16 protein-coding genes and 1 tRNA gene are annotated in these 18,902 nt (G+C 38.9%); 9 read left to right on the forward strand and 8 right to left on the reverse strand.

The genetic code is table 11. From position 1 onward, the window contains the following. Positions 1-139 precede the first annotated feature (139 nt). From WG904_RS12565 to WG904_RS12580, 4 genes are all read left to right on the forward strand, one after another. Positions 140-904, forward strand: a complete 765-nt coding sequence (locus tag WG904_RS12565) for a DeoR/GlpR family DNA-binding transcription regulator (RefSeq protein ID WP_339579671.1) — start codon at positions 140-142, stop codon at positions 902-904. Between the two features lie 209 nt (positions 905-1,113). Beyond that, complete coding sequence (locus WG904_RS12570) at positions 1,114-2,241, forward strand: metallophosphoesterase (RefSeq protein ID WP_339579672.1); 1,128 nt, start codon at positions 1,114-1,116, stop codon at positions 2,239-2,241. Between the two features lie 157 nt (positions 2,242-2,398). After that, positions 2,399-5,449, forward strand: a complete 3,051-nt coding sequence (locus tag WG904_RS12575) for a SusC/RagA family TonB-linked outer membrane protein (protein WP_339579673.1) — start codon at positions 2,399-2,401, stop codon at positions 5,447-5,449. Between the two features lie 40 nt (positions 5,450-5,489). After that, the gene (locus WG904_RS12580; protein WP_339579674.1) at positions 5,490-7,184 is read left to right on the forward strand and encodes a RagB/SusD family nutrient uptake outer membrane protein; all 1,695 of its coding nucleotides are present in this window, start codon (positions 5,490-5,492) and stop codon (positions 7,182-7,184) included. Positions 7,185-7,261: 77 nt separating this feature from the next. Here WG904_RS12580 and WG904_RS12585 read toward each other — a convergent pair whose 3' ends face one another. The 3 genes from WG904_RS12585 to WG904_RS12595 all read right to left on the reverse strand — a co-directional run bounded on the left by WG904_RS12585 (position 7,262) and on the right by WG904_RS12595 (position 10,948). Further along, positions 7,262-8,182, reverse strand: a complete 921-nt coding sequence (locus WG904_RS12585; RefSeq protein ID WP_339579675.1) for an endonuclease/exonuclease/phosphatase family protein — start codon at positions 8,180-8,182, stop codon at positions 7,262-7,264. A 9-nt stretch (positions 8,183-8,191) separates the two neighbouring features. Further along, the gene (locus WG904_RS12590; protein WP_339579676.1) at positions 8,192-9,589 is read right to left on the reverse strand and encodes an FAD-dependent oxidoreductase; all 1,398 of its coding nucleotides are present in this window, start codon (positions 9,587-9,589) and stop codon (positions 8,192-8,194) included. A gap of 108 nt (positions 9,590-9,697) precedes the next feature. Then, positions 9,698-10,948 (reverse strand): MFS transporter, encoded by a 1,251-nt coding sequence (locus WG904_RS12595; protein ID WP_339579677.1) that lies wholly within the window; start codon positions 10,946-10,948, stop codon positions 9,698-9,700. Positions 10,949-11,140: 192 nt separating this feature from the next. On the opposite strand from WG904_RS12595, the gene WG904_RS12600 reads away from it, so the two are divergent. Beyond that, positions 11,141-11,356, forward strand: a complete 216-nt coding sequence (locus WG904_RS12600) for a hypothetical protein (RefSeq protein WP_339579678.1) — start codon at positions 11,141-11,143, stop codon at positions 11,354-11,356. Positions 11,357-11,405: 49 nt separating this feature from the next. Here the strand turns inward: WG904_RS12600 and WG904_RS12605 are convergent. The 5 genes from WG904_RS12605 to WG904_RS12620 all read right to left on the reverse strand — a co-directional run bounded on the left by WG904_RS12605 (position 11,406) and on the right by WG904_RS12620 (position 14,653). After that, a tRNA-Pro gene (locus tag WG904_RS12605) sits at positions 11,406-11,479 on the reverse strand. A gap of 265 nt (positions 11,480-11,744) precedes the next feature. Further along, a complete protein-coding gene (locus WG904_RS19640; RefSeq protein WP_431844425.1) occupies positions 11,745-11,945 on the reverse strand; it encodes a YgaP family membrane protein in 201 nt (66 codons plus the stop codon). Positions 11,946-12,021: 76 nt separating this feature from the next. After that, positions 12,022-12,624, reverse strand: coding sequence for a YceI family protein (locus WG904_RS12610; RefSeq protein WP_339579679.1), 603 nt, complete (start codon positions 12,622-12,624; stop codon positions 12,022-12,024). Between the two features lie 54 nt (positions 12,625-12,678). Continuing rightward, positions 12,679-14,001 carry a hypothetical protein gene (locus WG904_RS12615; RefSeq protein ID WP_339579680.1) on the reverse strand — a complete coding sequence of 441 codons (1,323 nt, stop codon included), beginning with the start codon at positions 13,999-14,001 and terminating at the stop codon, positions 12,679-12,681. Positions 14,002-14,026: 25 nt separating this feature from the next. Then, positions 14,027-14,653 carry a YceI family protein gene (locus WG904_RS12620; RefSeq protein WP_339579681.1) on the reverse strand — a complete coding sequence of 209 codons (627 nt, stop codon included), beginning with the start codon at positions 14,651-14,653 and terminating at the stop codon, positions 14,027-14,029. Between the two features lie 242 nt (positions 14,654-14,895). On the opposite strand from WG904_RS12620, the gene WG904_RS12625 reads away from it, so the two are divergent. From WG904_RS12625 to WG904_RS12640, 4 genes are read left to right on the forward strand one after another with little or no spacing between them, the layout of a single operon-like run. Next, the gene (locus WG904_RS12625) at positions 14,896-16,371 is read left to right on the forward strand and encodes a L,D-transpeptidase family protein (protein WP_339579682.1); all 1,476 of its coding nucleotides are present in this window, start codon (positions 14,896-14,898) and stop codon (positions 16,369-16,371) included. Between the two features lie 8 nt (positions 16,372-16,379). Further along, positions 16,380-17,252 carry a universal stress protein gene (locus tag WG904_RS12630; RefSeq protein WP_339579683.1) on the forward strand — a complete coding sequence of 291 codons (873 nt, stop codon included), beginning with the start codon at positions 16,380-16,382 and terminating at the stop codon, positions 17,250-17,252. Between the two features lie 11 nt (positions 17,253-17,263). Further along, the gene (locus WG904_RS12635) at positions 17,264-18,142 is read left to right on the forward strand and encodes a hypothetical protein (RefSeq protein ID WP_339579684.1); all 879 of its coding nucleotides are present in this window, start codon (positions 17,264-17,266) and stop codon (positions 18,140-18,142) included. Next, a complete protein-coding gene (locus WG904_RS12640; protein WP_339579685.1) occupies positions 18,135-18,902 on the forward strand; it encodes a DUF6920 family protein in 768 nt (255 codons plus the stop codon). The genes WG904_RS12635 and WG904_RS12640 overlap by 8 nt, the downstream gene beginning before the upstream one ends.

Consider the following 18,902-nt stretch of genomic DNA (forward strand, 5'->3'; position numbering starts at 1 on the left):
ATAATGAAAGAAAATTTTAGTCTTGTAAAGCATTTTATCGTTTAAAACTTAATTATGCTTTAATTAAATTCTTTTAATTAAATTTGTGCTAATGAACCAAATTAACGCATTAAACCAGCGTTAAAACAAACTATATCTAATGAAAAACATTACCGATAGACACGAACTCATACTCCAACGACTTAAAGAAAATGGCAAAGTAACTATTACCGAGCTTACAGCGTTAATGAAAGTAACCGGAGTAACCATTCGAAAAGATTTAAAGCTTTTAGAAGATAAAAATCTTTTGTTTCGCACTAAAGGTGGCGGTTCTATTCATAATCCTTACGCCTCTGAGCGCAACATCAATGAAAAGGAGTTCATCAATTCTGATCAGAAAAAGAAAATAGCTAAAGCGGCGTTAACCTTAATCGGGGACAGCGACTCAATAAGCATTGGTTCTGGAACAACCGTTTTTGAACTGGCACATTATCTATATCCCGCTAAACCCTTAACCGTAATAACGCCAGCATTAAAAGTAGGTTTAGAATTAAGTAATCGCCCTAATGTAGAAGTTTTACAGCTAGGCGGACTTATCAGATCTAATTCTTCTTCTGTTGCGGGATCTTATGCAGAAAGAATTCTCCAAGAATTATCCTGCGAAATTATTTTCCTAGGGGTAGATGGTATCGACCTCGACTTCGGTTTTTCGATTACCAATATTGCCGAGGCTACACTCAATCAAAAAATGATTGATACGGCCCAAACAGTTGTTATTTTAGCCGATAGCACCAAATTTAATCGTAGAGGCTTAGGCAAGATCTGCGGTTTTGAGCAGGTTCAGTATGTAGTTACAGATGATAAGGTAGCTGAGAAAACAATAAAACAACTGGAAGACCGTGGGCTGAAAGTAATCGTTGTTTAAATTTCAAATTTCTTTCTTTTTGTTTTTAGGTCAATTCTAAAGTGTTTAGGATATGACCTCTATTTGTTAAAACAAAAATTTTAAAATAAAATTATGTTTAATAAACTTTTTATTTAGCTTTGATTTGCTTTAATAATATTATATTTACTTTAATTTAGAGTAAATAAGTTAATACTAATTAAAAAGCAACTAACCAAGATTTGCTAAGTATGAAAGAAAAGAACCGGATTGAAGAACTCGGCATGCGCCTCAAGTTTTTAAGTGGTAGAATTGCTAGGGTTGTAACGATTGCATTGGTAATAATTGCCATAGATGGGTGCAAACATACGGGAGAACAAGTTATTCCGAAAGAAAAACCGGCAGCCGATGAGAATGATGAAACTTTTTCAATAGCAATCATCCCCGATACCCAATATTATACCTCTCTTAAACACAACGGCACAATGTCTATGTTCGAACAACAAATTCAATGGATCAGAGACAACAAAACGAAAGAAAAAATAGCTTACGTGATTCATCTTGGCGACCTGGTCGACACAGGTAGCGATCAGGCACAATGGATTAGAGGTAAAACCGAGATGTATAAACTGGAAACCGATCACATCCCATATGGTATCGCAGTGGGCAACCATGACCAATCTCCAAATGGTGATCCAACTTTTCCAAGTACCGAATTGGGCTACAATCTTTATTTCGGTAGAACACACATGTCTGCATTTCCATGGTTTGGCGGAGCAGAGGGCTCATCCAACAATGCAGACAATCATTACGACCTCTTTACCGCAAACGGAGTAGACTACCTTGTGCTTTACGTAGAATTTAACTCACCAGGCGCTGCGGAATATAATCCTGCACTAGAAGCCACCACAATGAATTGGGTTAATGGTGTTTTAACTACCTACGCCAATCGCAAAATAATAGTAGTAAGCCACAGCATCTTAAATGTACCTAGCGAAAGCAATAGCCCAACCATTCCAGGACAGGGGAATAATAATATAGAGGGGCAATTTACCGTTCAAGGCAAAATAATTTATGCAAATATGAAATTGCATAAAAACGTATTCTTAATGCTAAGCGGCCATATCTCTGGTGAAGGCTTTAGAAAAGATGAATTTGATGGCGGAGTAATCAAAACCTATTTAGCTGATTATCAATCCCGAGAAAATGCACCTTATAACGGCACTAAGAGAAATGGAGGAAATGGCTTAATGCGTTTAATGCGTTTCAACAAAACCAAACAAACCTTAAGTGTACGCACTTTCGCACCTCAAAAAGACGGAACGCTCATTGAAGAACGAGATAGCGATAGTGAATTTACCAAACCCCTTTATAATTAAGTAAGTACTAACGTTAAATAAATGTTAATATAACTTTACTATTTTCTTTTATTTTGTTTTATTTAATTTTATTGTATTTATTTACATAAATTTTTAAATCGCAAAAAGAAATGAAATTAAACATTATAAATGATTACAAAACCAAATTATAAACCATATGACTAAAAAAATCTATTTCGTAATGCTGATGTTGTTAATGTCGTCTCTGATGGCTTTAGCACAACAGATACAGGTGACTGGAAAAGTTACCGACAATCTCGGAGCTGCAATTCCAGGGGTTACTGTAACTATAAAAGGAACCACCAATGCGGTAGTTACCGATGGAAAAGGAGTGTATATGTTGCCAAAAGTTGACGGCAACGCTGTCTTAGTGTTTTCTTCGTTAGGAATGAAAATGCAGGAAGTAAAGGTAGGCAATCGTAATACGATTGATATTTCTTTAGATAGCGAAGCTTTCAGTTTAAACGAGGTGGTAGCCATTGGTTATGGCGTTACCAAGAAAAAAGATCTTACAGGCTCTGTAGCAACTGTTAGCGGAGAAACTTTGGCGAAAAGAGCGACTACTCAAGTTTCTCAGGCCTTGCAAGGAACCATGCCGGGCGTAACCGTAACTAGATCGAACAGCGAGCCGGGCGCCTCTGCTTCTATTAGAGTAAGGGGTATCACAACAATTGGTGATAGTAGCCCATTGGTAATTGTAGATGGTGTACCGGTAAATAGCATGGACGATATAAATCCTGATGATATTGAAGACATCTCCGTTTTAAAAGATGCTGCATCTGCTTCCATTTATGGAGCAAGAGCTGCAGCTGGTGTAGTGATTATTACCACAAAAAGGGCTAAATCTAATCAAGTAAACATAGATTTTACCACTAATTTCGGCTTCGATGCACCAACAGCCTTCCCTGAAACAGTAGGTGTACAAAGATACATGCAAATGATCAATGAGTTTTCGTGGAACGATGCCGGAAATGTGGTAGGTGGCGAGTACAGTTTATACCCGAAAAACGATATAGAAAATTGGTTAACCTTAAACCAAACGAATCCAAACCGTTATCCAAACACCAACTGGATCGATTTAATTGTAAAAGACCGTGCACCTCGTTTTAGTCAGAACATTTCCTTTTCTGGAAGTTCGGGAAAAGTAAAAACCTTTGCTTCTTTAAACTACGAAAATGTAGATGCTCTGTATGCACATAGAAATTACGAAAGAACCATGGCTAGGGTTAACAATAGTATTGATATTTCTAATAAGTTTACGGCAAATGTCGATTTCTCCTTTAACTATGTAGTGAGAAAAAGTCCATCTGTAAATCCCATTTGGGATGCACAACGTTACCCGGCTGCCTTTGCAGCTACCTGGGCCGACGGTAGGATTGCAAGTGGACAAAATGGCAGCAATGCTTATGCAGCTTTAGAATATGGTGGTTTTAATAATAGTACAGTAAGCAGAGTAAACGGAAGAATTTCACTTCAATATAAGCCGATTAATGATCTTAGCTTTACCGCAGTAGTTTCACCTTATTTTACCAATAGCAAAGGAAAGCAGTTTACCAAGCAAATTCCCTATTATTCTGATTTAGATCCTACGCTACGCTTAGGATATATTGCAGGGTATGCAACAACCTTCTTATCCGAATCTCGAGACGATGGGAAGACGTTTACCAAACAGTTTTTGGCTAATTATGATAAAAAGATTGGCAGCCACACGATTAGTACATTAGCTGGGTACGAAGATTATACTTCCTTTTCAGAATCATTAGGTGCACGTGCAGACAACTATACCTTAACTAACTTCCCCTACCTAGATCTAGGCCCATTAAATTACACTTCCAATAATGGAAATGCTGTAGAAACTGCTTACCGTTCTTATTTTGGAAGAATAAATTACGATTATAAAAAACGTTATTTACTGCAAGCAAACATTAGGTATGATGGTTCTTCTCGCTTTCATCCCGATTTCCGTTGGGGAACATTTAGCTCAGGATCTGTTGGATGGGTAGTAACAGAAGAAGATTTTATGCCCAAGAGCAAAATCTTATCTTACCTTAAATTTAGGGCATCATGGGGTCAGTTGGGTAACGAAAGAATAGGTAACTATCCGTATCAATCATCTATCGGTTATTCAAATGCGTTATTCTATCAAGGAAATACTGTCGTTTCAGCTACCACAGCAGCTCAGTTTGCTTATGCTATCCAAGACATCTCTTGGGAAACAACAGAAACTACAAACCTTGGCTTCGATGCTACTTTCTTTACTAACCGTTTATCGCTTACGGCCGACTATTTCCAAAAGAAAACTAAAGACATGCTGTTAGAATTAGAAATTCCTGATTATATGGGATTTGAAAACCCTAATCAAAACACAGGGTTAATGACTACCAAGGGATGGGATGCACAATTGTCTTGGAAAGATAAAATCGGAAAATTTGGGTATTCCGCAACGGTAAATATCTCAGACTCCAAATCCAAAATGGGAAATTTAGGCGGTACTGTATTTACAGGGACTCAAATTACCAGAGAAGGAAGTGAGTTTAATGAATGGTATGGATACCGATCGAACGGCATTTACCAAAACGCAGAAGAAATTACGAGTTCTGCAAAATTGTACAAAAATGTAAAGCCAGGGGACATTAGGTACGTAGATATTAGCGGGCCGAATGGAGTGCCCGATGGGATTATTAGCCCAGATTACGACCGTGTACAATTGGGAGGTTCCCTACCTCGTTACGTTTTTGGTGGCATTATCAATTTAGATTACAGCGGCTTTGATCTGTCTTTAGCTTTTCAAGGAGTTGGCAAACAAAATGCAAGGTTAGCAGAGCAAGTGGTTAAACCATTTAACTCTTCTTGGACCAATCCACCAGCAATTATAGATGGAAAATACTGGAGTGTTTATAATACACCAGAGCAAAACTTAAGTGCGCAATATCCAAGATTGTCGTATACTTCTGGAGAAAATAACAACTATGTGATGTCAGATTACTGGATGATCAATGGTGCTTACTTCCGTCTTAAAAACGTTGTATTGGGTTACACATTCCCTTCCGCATTAACATCAAAGCTAAAAATTGATCGCGTTAGGCTTTTTGCTTCCGCTACAGATCTGTTCTCTGTTGATAATTATCCAAAAGGATGGGATCCAGAAGTGGCCTACAATACCTATATCAGCAAAACTTTCAATTTCGGATTATCAGTTAAATTTTAACATTTGAAACCATCATCATTAAAGACAAATTATAAACAGGATGAAAAAAATACTAGCATTATTATTGTGCCTTAATTTATTCGCAGGATGCGCTAAATTAGACCTCAATCCACTGTCTGAAGGTTCTTCCGAAAATTGGTATTCGGATGAAACAGAAATCGCCTTATCTTTAAACGATCTATATAGAACCTATTTATGGGAATTTGAAAGTGACTTTAACGCTGAGCGAATGAGCGATAACTGGACTCAACGCCAGGCTATCGATGCATTTCCAGCAGGTTCCATTACCAGTACTTGGTCTAGGGGACAAGATTTGTGGTTAAATACCTACAAAGGAATTACCAGGGCTAACACCATTTTAAGTAGTTTAGATAACGCTGTAGGCAAAGTAGCACCTGCAAGAATTAAGCAGTTGGCAGGTGAAGCTTACTTTATGCGTGCTGCTTATTATTCACGCCTAATCTTCTATTGGGGAGATGTGCCTTTCTACAAAGAAACCATTAGCATTGAAGATGCATTTAAGCTTGGTCGTACCAGCAAAGCGACCATTTTAGCAAGTGTTTACGAAGACTATGACAAAGCAATCGCCAGCTTGCCGGTAACTTACTCTTCTTCTGAATTGAAACGCGCTACCAAAGGAGCCGCTTTAGCTTTTAAGGCTAGAACTGCTTTATATATGGGCGACTTTTCGCTTGCTAGAGATGCGGCAAAAGCTTGCATGGACCTCAATACCTATTCACTTCACCCAAGCTATGGCGATTATTTCTTGTCTAAAACAAGAAACTCAGCAGAAACCATTTTTGCTATTCCACGTTCATTTACTTTAGGTGTTTCATGGACGGCCACAAACTTCTACACCAGAACAGCAGGCGGTAGTGCAGTAGCTCAGCCTTCTTGGGAAGTTTTCTGTTCGTACACCTGTACAGACGGACTACCGATCGATGAATCGCCTTTGTTTAATCCACGCCAGCCGTTCGATAACCGCGACCCAAGGTTAAAAGCAACTATTGCCGAATTTGGTAAAGAACATTTAGGAATCATATACGACCCGAACCCAACTGCACTAACCGTATTAAATGTGGCTACAGGTAAACAGGTTGCAAATAAAGACAACCGAGCAGTAGATACTTTTGCCGCATATAATGGTTTGGCACTAAAAAAAGGAGTCGATGCAGATTGGTCAGACGATAAGCAGACAGATTTTGATATCAGAATTATGCGTTATGCTGATGTATTGTTAATATATGCCGAAGCAAAAATCGAATTAAACGAAATTGATGCTTCCACTTTAACCGCCATTAATGCTGTTAGAGCAAGAGCGTATGGTGTTCCGGTTAATTCAACCACCTCCTACCCGGCCGTTACCACGACCAACCAAACACAGTTGAGAAAAATATTGAGAAATGAAAGACGCGTTGAATTTGTTTGGGAAAACAGAAGATTTGATGATTTATTAAGGTGGCATTTAGCAGAAAAAGCGTTAACTAGGCCAATCTTTGGTGTACTAGATCCGGCTGCTTTTAAAACAAAGGTTGTAGACAAAGGCTTATATTTCTTCTCACAGACTCCTCAAATTGATGAAGATGGAATTGCAGACTTTAGCGCTTTGCAAGCAGAGGGTACAATAAAATTACTGGTAAACAGAGCCTTTGATAAGTCGAAACAATACTTGTTTCCAATCCCCTCGAAAGAAATATTAATTAATAACAATTTGGTTCAAAACCCTGGGTATTAATGGTCTCGTTATCAGCTCCAAAACAAAAAAACCATCTGCAAAATGCAGATGGTTTTTTTTTACACTTTAAGTTAGCATCAAGTAAACGCAATCTCAGCACTTACAAAATAATGATCGCTTGGATAAATGCCATCAACCATGTCATCAATAATTTTAGCATTTGTAGTTCGGATATTTCCTTTGCTAAAGATAAAATCGATTTTCCCAGTTTTCTTTTCAGTAGATTTTGAATAGTCCTTTCCTAAAAAATTATGGAAGGTTGGTCCTGGCTCTACATCTCCATAGATTGTACGATACGTATCTTTCCAGTTTCCAGCTACTATAATGCTGTATACAGGGTTTGTCGCATCAACATTAAAATCACCTATTAATAATTGTGGAAAATCGGCGGCATATTGATTGCTTTCTTTTACAATTAGCTGCCCTTGTCTATTTCTGGCTTCTTGATCTTTATGGTCTAAATGAACGGCCATAATTCTGAACTGCTTGCCCGTTTTTTTATCTTTTAATCTCAACCAATTCACATGCCTTGCTCTGGCCGTATTCCATGATTTGCTGCCTCCAATTTCTGGTGTTTCCGATAGCCAATAGCATCCGGCAGCGACCATTTCGTACCTCTGTTTAGCATACAACACCAAGTTTTTTGCGATGCCATTATAGGTTTCTGGATTAAGATCCATCTCTGGGCCCTCAAAACCAAAACAGCCATAATCTTGCATTTCATTTTTAAGATCATCTGCCTGAACTTTCAGTACCTCTTGAAAACCTATTAAGTCTGCTTTTTGAGCTTTTATGAGTTTTATACACGCTTTTTTTCTTGCTGCCCAACCTCGTCCCATCGCATCATCTTCTGGTAATGCTACCCTAATATTACATCCAAGTACTTTATGCAAGTTTACATCACTAAGATTGGGACTAGCAAATCCAGCATTCGGAAGGTATGAAGCGGTTATCGCTAATCCGGTTCCTTTGATAAAATTTCTTCTCGATAACGACATGTTGTGCGCTTAAGATTCTACTAATGATTCTGGATTTAAAAAAGCACCTTTACCAATTAATTCTTCTCTAAGAGTAGATACATCCAATTGTGAAGGCGTTACCCCAGCGCGAATTGCTAGTTTTGCGGCCCTACCAGCTGCTTCACCCATTGCCATGCAAGGTGCCATTACACGAATGGCCGACATGGCTTCATGAGTTGTAGAAATGCATCTTCCGGCAACGATTAAGTTTTCTATATTTTCTGGAATTAGTGAGCGATAAGGAATGTCGTAACAATCGCCACACCATTCTAAGGTACAGCCACCCCCCTGTGGATGATGAAGGTCTAACGGGTAACTCGCAACGGCAATCGCATCATCAAATCGCTTACAACCTAAAATATCGGCAGCGGTCATCACATATTTGCCAACAATTCTACGGGTTTCGCGAATGCCAATGAAAGGAGCCATCTTGGTAAAGTATGCGTTTTCAAAGCCTGGCACATAATCTATTAAATACTTTTGAATATCATGGATTTGCCTTCTTCCTTCGGCTTCGCCCCAAGTTAAACTAGCAGGGTCGGTACCATCCAATCCGTTTACCCTGGTCATATTCACCCAAACTTCTCCTTCCCTTAGTCCAGTAATTACAATGGTTCGTTCAGTGGGTAGTTTTAAGCCATCTTCGGTAGCCTTTTGTATCAACGAACGTAGACCCACTACTATAAATTGATTATTTTGCCCAAAATATTCGTTAGGGATAAAGTCTGTTAAATAGGTACGTGGCTCTTCCGATATGCTCAAGCGTAACTTTTCAGTATCCACACCACCCAAGGCAAACATTAACGTTGGTGGTTGTACTCCGCCAATATCATTGCCTTGCTCGCAGGTGACACCCGCACGATAGGCTACATCTGCATCACCGGTACAATCTATTACTGTTTTGGCTAAAATTACCTCTCTACCAGATTTACTTTCTATAATTACGCCTTTAACTGCATTTCCTTCTTTAATTACGCCAGCAAAAAACACATAGAGCATCACTTCTACACCACTTTCAATTAACATTTCCAGTCCAACATTCTTTACTGCCTCTGGCTCAACCAAAGTGAGGCTCATGTGTAACGGACAAGGGCGATGTTCGCTTGCTGCATTTTTAGCTTTTAACCTATCAATAAATTTCTGTGGAATGCCTTTGATAATCTGATTTCCTTTTTGCCCCAGAAAGCCTAAAATAGGTAAACCTATGGTCATATTGCCACCTACAAAACTGCGGCTATCAATCAACATCACTTTTAAACCGTCTTCTACCGCCGCTTGTGCCGCAATTAAGCCAGCAGGTCCACCACCCACTACTAATACATCTACGTCGGCCCTTACGGGTAATTCTCTAGCGGCTTCTGTTATTGTTTGCTTTTCTGTTTTCATCAGTATATAATTTGTTTTTAACGGTGATGAAGCTATCATGAGCACTATTAATAATGGTTTGTAAGTGTTTGTTCATGATGGTCATTACTATAAGGAAATAATTTATTATTAATTGCTTGTTGTTAATGTTTTTGGCAATTCTGGTTTAATCATTGTCCATAAAATGATTACCCCTATAGGGTGTAAAAATGCCATGGCTATAAAAATCTGTTCGGCTCCAACTTTACCCATAAATTGACCAACGAAATAGTTAAAGCACACGGCGCCCACAGCGCCACACCCCCCTGCTATGCCCAATACACTGGCTACATTCCGGCTCGGGAATGCTTCTGCAACTACTACACTAACGGTAAACAGCCAGCTTAAGCAAGCGATGGCCACAATGCTAAAAATTAATAAAGTAGCAAATGCAGAAGGAAGGTATGGAGTTAAAATACACAATGGAGAAAGCACGGCAACCGCACTTAGCATTATTTTTCGGGCATTTAAAGGCTTTCTACCCTTTCTCACCATATAATCAGACCAAGCAGACGTGCCTATTGCGCCCAGATCAGCTACTAGGAAAGGTATCCAGCCGTACAGGCCCATTTCTTTCAAAGATAAACCCGATTGTTCCTGTAAATATCCAGGAAGCCAAAACAAACAGAAATACCAAACCGGATCGGTTACGAAGCGAATCAATAAGATTCCCCATAAACTTTTTGTCTTCCAAAGTTGTCCCCAACTAAATCCCTCGCGTTCTACCGTAGCAGATCGGCCGGTAGCTTCTTCCAAAATCTTTGCCGGTGGATCGATGTAAATTAAAATCCACATCAATGCTATAATTAAGCCTGAAACACCAGCAATGATAAATACCATGTGCCAATCGTATTTAATAGCTAACCATGCTACTAGAGGAGGCGCTATAATTGCACCAATAGAACTACCCGCTACACACAGACTATTGGCTGTTGCTCTTAGCTTTCCAGGAAACCATATGGTAACCACCCTTAATTGGGCGGGAAAATTAGTTGGCTCTGCCGCACCTAACATGCCTCTGAAAAATGAAAACTGACCAATTGTTCTAGCAAGCCCCCCTCCAATTGAAGCTAATGACCAGCCAATGATACCGAAAAACATGGTCAATCTTGCTCCAAATCTATCAACTAGCCAACCTGTAACGGGATACATAAGTGCATAGCAGATCGTAAATATATTTAATACAAAGGCATACCCGTCATCACCAAGGTTGTATTCTTTTTTGATAATCGGTTTTAGGATGGATACAATTTGCCTGTCGAAATAATTGAATACAATAGCTATAAAAATAACTGCAATAATGAGCCATCGTCGTCTTTCAGGAGCTAAAGTTGTTGCCATTTTTATTTTGTTAAATATTTGGGTAAGGTAAAGGATAGCACGTTAAATTAATATCCCTTATGTGTTATCAAATGAACAAAATAAATATTTTAAAACAAAATTTAATTAAATAAAAATATTTTAAACGTTTTTAAAGTTTTTGTAAGGATTATAGTAGTTTTAAATGGTAAAATTTTAAGAATAATTTCATATATGATTAAAAAAGAGTTATCTGAAAACAAAAAAGGAGAAATCAAAACTAAATTTGACTTGTCCTCTCTGGTCGGGGTGGCAGATTACCTTCGCTGCGCTCCGGTGATCCTAAGTGGGGGAGATTCAAATCCAAGCCTAGGCTGCTCGTATCTCGCATCCTGCTTTATTGTTTTTCCGCTGCGCCGTCAAGCCTTCGCTGCGCTCGGCTTGGGCTGACTGAAAAACAATAAAGCCCCTTTTGCTTCGCAAAAGAGGCTTGAAATTGTCGGGGTGGCAGGATTCGAACCTACGACCTCCTGCTCCCAAAGCAGGCGCGATACCGGGCTACGCTACACCCCGAACTGGTATCGATCTTTTGTTAGTATGAAAAAGAAGAATTCGAAAATAAACTTAACGAGTGATCTATCCTTTTTTAAAATTGCAGCTGCAAATTCTATGGCGCAAATATAGAAAAAATATCATTAGAACAAATTCAGACAATGAATTATTTTGAAAATATTTAACACCAAATTTTTTAGGTTAAAAATCAAGCAGTTATTAATGTCGGACGATGAAATTCTAGTAATACGAGGAGAATATAATCTGTTTTTTAAAATCAGGAACTCTATTTTGAAGTCTTGAAATCGATTAGTGCATATATCAGGCAAAATCCAAAAATACTTGAAATACAAAGTATGCCTGCAATCACAACCATAATTATACCAATCATGGAACTGATTCCTTGAATGAAATAAATGCTGGAGATTAATCCCAAAGCCAACATTAGCCTGAGGATTCGGTCTAGGGGTGCCATGTTAGTTTCCATGTCTATTGAATTTAATTGTTAATTTTTGTTTTATGCAGCACTTCAGATTATTGATTAGAGATTGTAGACTATCGAGCTAAGAAGCCTCCTCCATTTTAAGAAAAAACACTACTTTGAGTTGATCTTTAGCTTGTATCAGCTTCCCCATCTTTTTAGGGGGTTCTAATTTGAAATCAGAGAAATTAATAAGCTGACATCCAGTGAAGTACATCGTATTTTTATCGAAGCTTAACTGGTAATCAATTTCAAATCGTTTGGCAATGCCAGCAATCTCAATCTCCACAAGCCCCCTTGCAAAATCTCTACTTTGTATGGAAGCGGGTGTTGCCTTCAATGATAGGAACCGAACTTGAAGCGTAGGAAATTGTGTTTCTTTCAACGTTTTGCGCAACTCCTGAGTCATTAAAGAATTATTACAGTTAAAGTTTTTCACTTCGATATTAATCTCGCCCGACAATGAGAAGACATTTTTTTGATCCTGTGAGCTTCTCACGGTATCCGTTTTAGGATACTGAACGATCGCACAAGAGAATCTGTTAACGTTAGTACTACCATTTACAGCTAAGCTACTGCTTTTGCTAATTACCCATTTCGACGATTTGCCGAATACCGGGTGATGACGAACATTATCGAAACTGGTTAACATCGAAGCCATCAAGATTATCATTAGCGTTTTCATCTCTTTCATTTTTAGTGAAAAGCAGGCAGCTTTGAGCTGCCTGCCTTATTAATTTTAAAATCCAACGACGGCCTGAATCACATACCCATTAAATTTACCTGCATTGCGATAATCTGCTGTTGGAAAATCTTTGTATTTCTGTGTTACATACTCGCCTTTTAACAAAATGTTCTTGGTCATGAACCATCCTGCTGCAAAAGCAACACGATCTATTTTAACATCCCCTGAATAGTTAATGGCTGGGGAGGTTCCAGCGGCAGCCATGTTGGCCAATCCTGCGGTAACTACATTATATTTGGCTCCAATAAAGAAGTCTTCTGAAGCTCCAAAACGGTATACACCGTCGATAGCAATCTGTTCTGCGTTACGCTCACTTATCTCTGTTTTTGCCCGTCCTTTGGCATTTTCATAAGTTGCAAATACTTCTAGGCCTTGTAATTTCACAAATGCATTCAATTGCACGGCATTTACCTTTTTACTGAAGCCTGGATTAAATCGTCCAGAGAAGGCATTTGCAGTAGTGGTGCCACCCACTTTTTCCAATACCATGAAATAGTTAGACCCTGTGCGGTCGCCCCCAAAAAGAGTTTGCCCGCCTGAACTATTATTGGTGTAATAAGAACCCGCCAAGCGCAGCCTAAGATCTGTATTCACTTGTTTATCGAATCCTCCTTTAAAATAAAAGGCTGGTGATTTATGGGTGTTTGCATCTTGTGATGTTGCTACCAATTCATCGATATTTCCTTTGATCATGCCATTAGATACTGCTGCCATACCGAACAACGCATTTTTTCTCACAAGAATTTCTCCGCCAATTTCGGTAGTGAAACCATCCATAATGTAGTTTTCGATAAAGGGATTTGCTATGGTCTGTCCACCATCAGATCTGCGAAAATGTTGGTCGCCATAATTAATTTCCATGTGTCCAACTTTAATCGTAGTTACCGACATAATGTCTTTCCATAGCTCGCCCTTAAACGGAAGTTTATCAAATTGGATGTAACCGCCTTTTACCCAAGTTTCGTTATGGTGTCGAGAAGAAAGATAGCTGGTTAGATTTAAACGTATGCCATCCGCTAATTGTACATCCATAAATAGATTTGCATTCGCAGTATTAAATCCAGAGGTGATTTTGTATAGGCCTCCGGATGCATTTTCGTGTTTCAACCCTTGAAAGGATTGCGTAAAGCCAGCTCCAAACTGTACCTTTAGCTTATCGAAAATCGCATCCTTATCTTTTGGAGCTTCAAAAACATTTATTCCCGATTTATCGTACGGCCTGAGATTAGACACCTGAGCCATTAGATGATTACCAAACATGCTGAGTGCAAAAAATGCAATGACGGTAATTTTTTGAGTTGTAAATTTATTTTTCATGACTATTTTTTTTATGAGGTTAATATTATTTAGCATTTACAGCTTTATTATAGTTAAGGTCGAATTTGATAGTAAGGTCGTTTCCAACTTTCATCGCCCCAAGCATAAAACTAGGTGGGTCGATTTTATAATCGGTTAGCTTTAACTTTTCTGTTCCAGTGCAGGTAATCGATTGATCTGGGTTCAAAGTTGCCATCACGTTTAAGGTAATGAGCTGTGTTGCGCCAGCGATGGTTAGGCTTCCCGTAGTTTGCAATTGAAACCTATTCGATCCCAAAGGATTTACTGTTGCTGTTTTTAATTGGTATACAATTTTGGGAAAGGCATCGGCAAGAATGCTTTTATACGTTCTATCGTCCATTGACGATTTTCCACTTTTTAAACTCCTTGCCTGTACCGTGAAAGTAAAGGCAGATAATCCAATCAGCTCGTCTTTTGAATTAAATTTAAAAACACCTTGGCTTTCAATGCCTGTACTGGTCATCGTCCAGTCGTGAACATTCGATGTACCATATACTTTTACAAAAACATCGTTAGCAGGAGTTAATTTATAAACGGGTTGCGCCATCAGTCCTATAGGAGAAAGGGCAATTGATAAGACTGCAATTTTGAGTACAGTGCAAATTCTCAGGTTGTGTAATGCGGTTTTCATGATGATTACTTCTTAATAAATGAATACATCAAAGTTATAGCAGGTATTTTTTAGGGTTCCTGACAATAGACAGAATTAAAACTGATTGTCGTCAACCTTTTTGCAGTGGCTTATCCCACTGGTCAAAGTTTCTAGGCCAGAAGTCTAATTTGATAGCTGTCGATAATCATTTCGAAAAGTGATCGCTGTCAGTTTTTTAAAATTCAGGTATTCAGAACTTTACCACTTTAAGAACGAATAGTATGAAATCACCAAACAGACCCTTCCCCCTAAGAAAACAAGATGATAGCAGCAGTATATGGATTGTTGGTACGATCATTTTAGTACTTCAACTCATCTTTCACCTCACGTTGGGTGCACAATCCATTTCCACTACCGATTCTATCAAAACAGAAATATACACACAACTCAACAACGCCACGGTATTAAAACAACTTAATTTCCCAAATACAGTAAGGCGCTTCTATGGTAACGATTTTACACCCACCTGGTTACGATCCGATGAAAATATTCAACCTACAGTGAAGGCAATGTTATTGTTAGACTGTGTGAGGCAATATGGACTCCAGCGCAAAGACTATCATCCAGAAATATTAGACTATTTCCGTATGCATAATGCACTCAGTGAATCAGGCATAACTGCAAGCAAAAAAGTGCAGTATGAGATCATGCTTACCGACGCCATGATCAGCATGATCAATCACCTCCACTATGGTGCATATAATCCCAACCTAACGAGTGTAAAGCTAGACAACGGTAATGCAAGCGAATTTAGCACTGAAGACTTTCTTCATAAAGCACTAGCCAGTCCAAATCTAATGGATGCTATTCTTAGCGTACAACCTCAAATTGATCAGTACAAACAGTTGCAAGGATACATGAAGTTGATTGCCGGACAGTATACGTGCGACTCGTACGAGACTCCAGAAGAGGAAATTAGAACGATTGCCATTAATATGGAAAGATTGAGATGGCGAGAAATTAAAAGCGACAACTTTCTTCATATTAATATCCCCTCATTCAAGTTAACCTACTTCGATCAAAATTCAACACACGAATTTAAAGTGGTAGTTGGCAAACCCTCAACACCAACACCGACCTTAGCCAGTGAAATCAGTTATCTAGAAACAGGTCCAGACTGGAATATCCCACAGGCTATCTTTTCAAAAGAGCTATTGCCTAAACTGATTAAGAATAATAGCTTTTTTGAAACCAATCACATGGCTATTTACGATAAACAAGGACACTACATTCCCATCACAGCTAAATCAATAGCCAATATCAGAAAAGACCCTTCTCAGTTCCATGCTAAACAAAGCCCAGGTTGTGGTAATGCATTAGGTAAAGTGGTATTCAGGTTCAATAATACGTATGGCATCTATTTGCACGACACTCCAGAACAACCCTACTTTGAACGAAAAAAAAGGGCGCTCAGCCATGGATGTATCAGGGTAGAACATGCGGAAGTATTGGCCACTTTATTGTTAGAAAGAGACAGACAAAATGCACTCATTGCACCTTTGAAGAAAGCCATGTCTAACTATAGCAAAGAAAAATTTGCCCTAAAAACACCCGTTCCCATTTTAATCACATATCTGACCATAACTGTCGAGGGCGGACTTTTAGCCCGTCATGAAGATGTTTATAGGCTCGACAAGATTTTGATGGACAGAATGTATAAACCATTCGAACAACTTGTTAAGACAAAAGTTAAATAACCACATTCATGAAAAAGATCCTTGTTCCAATAGATTATTCATCCTACTCAGATCAGGCTGTTAGACATGCCATTCAAATTGCAAAAAAAATTAACGCCGAAATTCACCTTTTCCATGGATTGGAAATACCTGAACTTCTTCCCATGGCAGGGGTGATGATGTGGCCATTAGAAAACTTTGAAGAATTGAAAGAAGAATCTGACGAAAGACTGGAAAAATACATCGATGTCTTAAAAAATGATTATATACTCACAACCCCTTACTTGCCAACCCTCACCTCCAGCACCGAAACAGGATCAGTTGTACAAATCATCGATAAATTAACCAGCACTTATCATTTTGATCTTATCGTGATGGGACTTGCAGGAGCTGGCAGATTGAACCAGCTTTTTTGGGGAAGCAATAGCAGAGCGGTCATTGAAAAAATCAAACATCCGGTACTTTTAGTGCCCAAAAATACTGATTTTGTTCCCCTGCGTAAAATTGCCTTTGCAACTGATCTCAGTGAAAGCGATCTGAATTCTATCCAATCTGTCGCCAGATTGTTCTCCCTATTCGACCCCGAAATCTTACTGGTTCATGTAAATAAAGATCCCGGCGACGAACACAACCCAAGTTCCTCAGAAAATATATTTTTAAATAACGTTAAAGGCAAATTAAATTACGGAAAAATATATTACCGGCATCTTATCGCTTCAGATATAAATGAAGGTTTGACTTGGCTTGCAGAAAACGGTCTAGTTAACCTGATGGCCATCATCCATCGGCACGCTAGCCCGCTTACAAGACTGCTAACTAGCGGCCATACCAAGATGCTTGCAAATAGCTTGCATATCCCATTACTTGTTCTTCCAGAAGACAAAAGGCCTATTGGCTGGTAAATTACATACATATGAAAACAATACTTGTACTTACAGATTTTTCAAAAACAGCAAGAGTTGCAGCAAATTTTGCTAGTGCGATTGGCTGTCGACTTGAATCGGCTCTTCTATTACTCAACTCCTACCAGCTCCCTTTTGCCCTGTTTTCTGCGGAAACTGAAGGCAGATCAATAGTAGATTCGGCCCTAATCGCTACAGCTAGTGAAAGCGGATTGAAAAAAGAAGCTAGAAGACTCAGAAGGTTGATCGATAAACAAACCACAACCGCTTTTAAACCCAAAGTAACTACCTTTGCCTCGATCGAATCTATCGCTCAAATTCTTAAAAATTTAAATCCCTCTCTGCAGATTTCGATGATGGTGATGGGGATGCATCACACTTCTCTACCGTTAATCTTCTCTGCCATAGATTTAGAAGGTCTACTTAAGCAACTAAACTATCCGCTATTAATCATCCCCAAAAACCATAAGGGCACTCAAATAGCCGATTTTGTTTTTGCCACTGATCTAGGGGATGACGATCTCTCCTTTTTGAGAAGGATCCAACCTTTTGCTCAAAAGCATAAATTCAACATTCATGTCTGCCACATTGCCAAACCTGTATTTATACCCGATTTCATCCAAGAAGACAAGGTAACGAAATTCGAACGGAATGTAGCAATGTTAGGTCGGGCAAACATCACCTTTACCTTGCTTAAAGGAGAAAATATGATAAAAACTTTGAACGAATTCAATGCAACAATTGGAGCAGATATGCTTGGAATCATTTATAACCCACATTCCCTTCTATATAAAGTATTAAATGGCAGCCATACTACCAAACTGGCAAGGCACCAAAAACTTCCGCTATTAATCTTCCCTGCTAACCTTTTAGCCAAACATCATGGATAGTTTGAAAAGTCTATTTTCACTAGAGCTTAAAAGAGCAAGGGCGCTTGTTAAAAAAATCTATACAGGCAAGCGCAAGGTAGATGAATTGCCAAATGCGCTGCAACACTTCGTTCAGCAGTCTGGTTTTATCACTCAAGGTGACATCCACGAAACCAAAGTGGAATGGAAAGCAACGAAGCTAAAATTTTCAGAAAACGGAAAGTGGAAGCTGATGGAAAGTGTACAGCACAATTTTCTACCCGATCCGATCCGGCTGGCCTATATGAAAACTAAATTATTTGGTTTATTTACACTCGAGGGCTTCGATAGCTTTCGGCATGGCAAAGGCGGTATGTTTATACGCATGGCTAGGCTCTTCAACCTTGCTAGAGCACAAGGACCAGAGATAGACAAGGCAGAACTGGCAACTATTTTGGCAGAAACGATGATCATTCCAGACTATGCGCTTCAGCGTTATATTCATTGGGAAGAACTTAGCAAATATGTGGTAAAAGGTACAATCGATTATCATGGTCTCAAAGCCAGCGGAATATTCTTTTTCAACACTAATTTTGAAATCAACAAATTCGAAACCAATGATCGTTATTTTACTGATAAAAAAGGGATTTTTCACCCTGTTAAATGGACGGCCGAATGCAGTAGTTACGTAACTCACGGCGGCATTAGGTTCCCAACATTCTTCAACGCCACTTGGAACTTTTCACACCGCGATTTCTGCTATTTTCAGGGTAGCATAAACGATATGATCATCAACCCCTAG

The sequence above is a fragment of the Pedobacter anseongensis genome (genome assembly GCF_037482965.1).
GTDB classification, from domain to species: domain Bacteria; phylum Bacteroidota; class Bacteroidia; order Sphingobacteriales; family Sphingobacteriaceae; genus Pedobacter; species Pedobacter anseongensis.

What these genes read in the sequence shown, in the direction of transcription:
- WG904_RS12615 (WP_339579680.1), bottom strand. Translation starts at nt 14,001, where the DNA reads ATGAAAAATAAATTTACAACTCAAAAAATTACCGTCATTGCATTTTTT.
- WG904_RS12600 (WP_339579678.1), top strand. Translation starts at nt 11,141, where the DNA reads ATGATTAAAAAAGAGTTATCTGAAAACAAAAAAGGAGAAATCAAAACT.
- WG904_RS12610 (WP_339579679.1), bottom strand. Translation starts at nt 12,624, where the DNA reads ATGAAAACGCTAATGATAATCTTGATGGCTTCGATGTTAACCAGTTTC.
- WG904_RS19640 (WP_431844425.1), bottom strand. Translation starts at nt 11,945, where the DNA reads ATGGAAACTAACATGGCACCCCTAGACCGAATCCTCAGGCTAATGTTG.
- WG904_RS12585 (WP_339579675.1), bottom strand. Translation starts at nt 8,182, where the DNA reads ATGTCGTTATCGAGAAGAAATTTTATCAAAGGAACCGGATTAGCGATA.
- WG904_RS12625 (WP_339579682.1), top strand. Translation starts at nt 14,896, where the DNA reads ATGAAATCACCAAACAGACCCTTCCCCCTAAGAAAACAAGATGATAGC.
- WG904_RS12620 (WP_339579681.1), bottom strand. Translation starts at nt 14,653, where the DNA reads ATGAAAACCGCATTACACAACCTGAGAATTTGCACTGTACTCAAAATT.
- WG904_RS12630 (WP_339579683.1), top strand. Translation starts at nt 16,380, where the DNA reads ATGAAAAAGATCCTTGTTCCAATAGATTATTCATCCTACTCAGATCAG.
- WG904_RS12565 (WP_339579671.1), top strand. Translation starts at nt 140, where the DNA reads ATGAAAAACATTACCGATAGACACGAACTCATACTCCAACGACTTAAA.
- WG904_RS12640 (WP_339579685.1), top strand. Translation starts at nt 18,135, where the DNA reads ATGGATAGTTTGAAAAGTCTATTTTCACTAGAGCTTAAAAGAGCAAGG.
- WG904_RS12570 (WP_339579672.1), top strand. Translation starts at nt 1,114, where the DNA reads ATGAAAGAAAAGAACCGGATTGAAGAACTCGGCATGCGCCTCAAGTTT.
- WG904_RS12590 (WP_339579676.1), bottom strand. Translation starts at nt 9,589, where the DNA reads ATGAAAACAGAAAAGCAAACAATAACAGAAGCCGCTAGAGAATTACCC.
- WG904_RS12580 (WP_339579674.1), top strand. Translation starts at nt 5,490, where the DNA reads ATGAAAAAAATACTAGCATTATTATTGTGCCTTAATTTATTCGCAGGA.
- WG904_RS12595 (WP_339579677.1), bottom strand. Translation starts at nt 10,948, where the DNA reads ATGGCAACAACTTTAGCTCCTGAAAGACGACGATGGCTCATTATTGCA.
- WG904_RS12575 (WP_339579673.1), top strand. Translation starts at nt 2,399, where the DNA reads ATGACTAAAAAAATCTATTTCGTAATGCTGATGTTGTTAATGTCGTCT.
- WG904_RS12635 (WP_339579684.1), top strand. Translation starts at nt 17,264, where the DNA reads ATGAAAACAATACTTGTACTTACAGATTTTTCAAAAACAGCAAGAGTT.